Origin of the sequence: Rhodopirellula sp. UBA1907, assembly GCF_002337565.1 — a bacterium.
Classification (GTDB): domain Bacteria; phylum Planctomycetota; class Planctomycetia; order Pirellulales; family Pirellulaceae; genus Rhodopirellula; species Rhodopirellula europaea.
Genome location: NZ_DDGH01000042.1, coordinates 1 through 2,958, shown reverse-complemented (window position 1 = coordinate 2,958; position 2,958 = coordinate 1). Strand labels below are relative to the sequence as shown.

The 2,958-nt window shown below is 54.9% G+C and carries 2 protein-coding genes and 1 pseudogene; 2 read left to right on the top strand and 1 reads right to left on the bottom strand.

Features of this window, described 5'->3' with window-relative positions; genetic code table 11:
- Nucleotides 1-289 (top strand): annotated as a pseudogene (locus B2R17_RS09330) (3-deoxy-D-manno-octulosonic acid transferase); the annotation flags it as partial.
- 92 nt (nt 290-381) lie between these two features.
- Here the strand turns inward: B2R17_RS09330 and B2R17_RS09325 are convergent.
- Nucleotides 382-858: a hypothetical protein gene (locus tag B2R17_RS09325; RefSeq protein ID WP_008653754.1), complete on the bottom strand. Its 477-nt coding sequence runs from the start codon at nt 856-858 to the stop codon at nt 382-384.
- Between the two features lie 285 nt (nt 859-1,143).
- Here B2R17_RS09325 and lepA point away from each other — a divergent pair, with 285 nt between their 5' ends.
- A complete protein-coding gene (gene lepA / locus B2R17_RS09320; RefSeq protein WP_286763780.1) occupies nt 1,144-2,940 on the top strand; it encodes a translation elongation factor 4 in 1,797 nt (598 codons plus the stop codon).
- Nucleotides 2,941-2,958: the final 18 nt, after the last annotated feature.

Here is a 2,958-nt window from a genome sequence, read left to right as displayed (position 1 = left end):
TCAAAACATGTTGGAACCCGCCGGCTATGGCTGTGCCGTTTCGTTCGGCCCTAACACCAAGAATTTCGACACGATCGCCAAGCAATTGATCGCTGCTGATGCGGCCGTGCGAGTTGCAGACGAAGCGGAACTGAAACAATTCGTTTCGCGATGCCTGACTGACATCCCCGCCGCTGACTCCCTCGGCCAATCCGCTCGTGACTTGGTCAATAAACACCGAGGTGCGTATCAGAAAACGCTCGAGATGTTGATCCTGGCGCAAGTTGAATCACGTCAACAAGCCGCCTAACGAACCCGCAGCACGTTACCTACCTGCCACACTTCGAAAGCCTGTAGCACGTTGGTCCCCAGCGTGAACGAGCAAACAAACGCCCAATCAACTCAACGATACTGAGGAGCCCAAGGCGCTGAAGCCGAGTCCCATCGGTTCTGCTCAGCAGTTTGTGGTTGTCCGTTGTAACCCTGCGGCTGATACGCGTTCGGGCTGTAACCACCTTGGTCGCCATAACCCGCGTTCGGCTGTGCGGCAGGGTAATTGTTGTACGCCGGCGGTTGGTTGTAATTAGGCGTGCCGTAATTCGGAGTGCTGTACCCAGCCCCCTGAACCGGTTGACCGCCCTGTGGTGGCCAAGCGTTCGGATTGGCTGGAGCAGCACCCGGATAGTAGCCACCTTGGCCTTGAGCAGGATAACCACCCTGTTGCTGGGCAGCCTGCTGAGCGGCTTGTTCACGTTGACGCTCATCGAGAATGTCTCGACCACGATCAATCGCGGAACGTGCGTCGCTTCGAATTTCCGTCTTGTTGATTTCGATCCGTGTCTTGTCGCCGTCACGCTCGATGGTGAACCATCCAGCCATGAAAGCCCCACCGATGGCCAGGCCGAGTAAAAGTATTGTCCGCATGACACATCCTTGAAAACAGAAAAGACGAAACGGTCCTCCGAACGATCGATCATCTCGAAGATCGAGTTTCGGCGGAAGATCAATTCATCAACTTAGGTCGGCGTTCGAAATCCAGAAAATCCAGTCGATTCCGATCTTTTTTCGAAATCCTCACAATGGGACCAATCAGCAAATCCCTATTGAATTGACACCTGATTCACTACGATGTGACGTTCACGCCGCGTTGCACGAAACAAAACCATGAAACACATCCGCAATTTTTGCATCATCGCCCACATCGATCACGGAAAGTCCACCCTGGCGGACCGGCTGATTCAGTCGTGTGGCGGTGTGACTCAACGTGAGTTTCACGACCAAATGCTCGATTCGATGGACATCGAGCGAGAACGAGGCATCACGATCAAAAGCAACACGGTCACGCTGAACTACACGGCGAAAGACGGTGAGGCGTACCAACTCAACTTGATCGACACCCCCGGCCACGTCGATTTTTCCCACGAAGTCCGCCGATCACTGATGGCCTGCGAAGGTGCTCTGATGGTCGTCGATGCCTCCCAGGGCGTCGAAGCTCAAACGGTCGCCAACCTGTATCTGGCTCTTGAATACGACCTGGAACTGCTTCCGGTCATCAACAAAATCGACTTGCCCGCCGCCGATGTCGATCGCGTCCGCGGGGAAATTGACGAGGACCTAGGCCTCGATCCCTTTGTCGCCATTCCGGTTTCTGCCAAAACCGGCCAAGGCATCGAAGACGTGCTCGAAGGGATCGTCACGAACCTGCCCGCTCCGCAAGGCGATCCGAAGGCACCGCTGAAGGCCTTGGTGTTTGATGCATTCTTTGACAAGTACCGCGGCGTGATCCTGCAATGCCGTGTTATGGAAGGAACGCTCAAGCCCAAAGACGACATCCACTTCATGCACGCCGATCGCGACTTCACCGTCGATGAACTCGGCTACAACCAATTCAAACTGGTCCCAAAGAAAGAATTGACCGCCGGAGAAGTCGGCTACATCGTCGCCGGCGTCAAAACGGTTCAAGACATCGAGATCGGGGACACGATCACGCTAGCAGATCGACCAGCGAACGAACCGATCCCTGGCTATCAACCGGCACGCCAAGTCGTGTTCTCGTCGGTCTATCCGATGAGCACCGACGAATACCAAGACCTCACCAAAGCACTCGAGAAACTGTCGATCAACGACGCCGCACTGACCTTCGAAAAAGACAGCTCCGCTGCTCTTGGATTTGGTTATCGCTGCGGGTTCCTCGGCTTGCTGCACCTGGACGTGGTTCAAGAACGATTGCAGCGTGAGTTTGACATTGGGTTGGTCATTTCCGCCCCATCGGTGCAGTACAAAATCAAACTCAAGGATGGCACGACACAGGACGTCGACAACCCAACCTACTGGCCCGATCCCTCGACGATTGAATCCGTCAGCGAGCCCTACATCAAGGCTCAGATTCTGATTCCGGAAGAGTACGTCGGCCCGGTGATGGAACTCTGCCGCGAGCATCGCAGCGAGAGCCAAACGATGAACTACTTGTCGGCGGGCCGCTTGGAAGTCACCAGCGAGATGCCTCTCGGGGAAGTCTTGTTCGACTTCTATGGCAAACTCAAGATGATCACGCGCGGTTATGGCTCGTTCGACTACGTGCCGATCGAGTATCGCAAAACCGACATCGTTAAAGTCGACATCTTGGTCAACAAAGAACCTGTCGACGCGTTGGCCTACCTGGTGCACCGCGACAAATCACGAGCTCGGGCAATGCACTACTGCGAGCAACTTGCCGAAGCGATTCCACGTCACCAGTTCAAGATCCCAATCCAAGGTGCGATTGGCGGCACTGTGATCGCGCGAACCACAATCGCTCCCTACCGCAAAGACGTGACCGCGAAACTTTACGGTGGCGACGTGAGCCGGAAGAAGAAACTGCTGGAGAAGCAGAAGAAGGGCAAAGCCAAGATGAAACAATTTGGCAGCGTCAACATCCCGCAAAAAGCCTTCATCTCCGTGCTCCGCACCGACAAAGACTAAGAACCTATCCGAGAACCC

Bases quoted from the DNA above. Each gene is read 5' to 3' on its own strand.
- B2R17_RS09325 (WP_008653754.1), bottom strand. From the start codon at position 858: ATGGCTGGATGGTTCACCATCGAGCGTGACGGCGACAAGACACGGATC.
- lepA (WP_286763780.1), top strand. From the start codon at position 1,144: ATGAAACACATCCGCAATTTTTGCATCATCGCCCACATCGATCACGGA.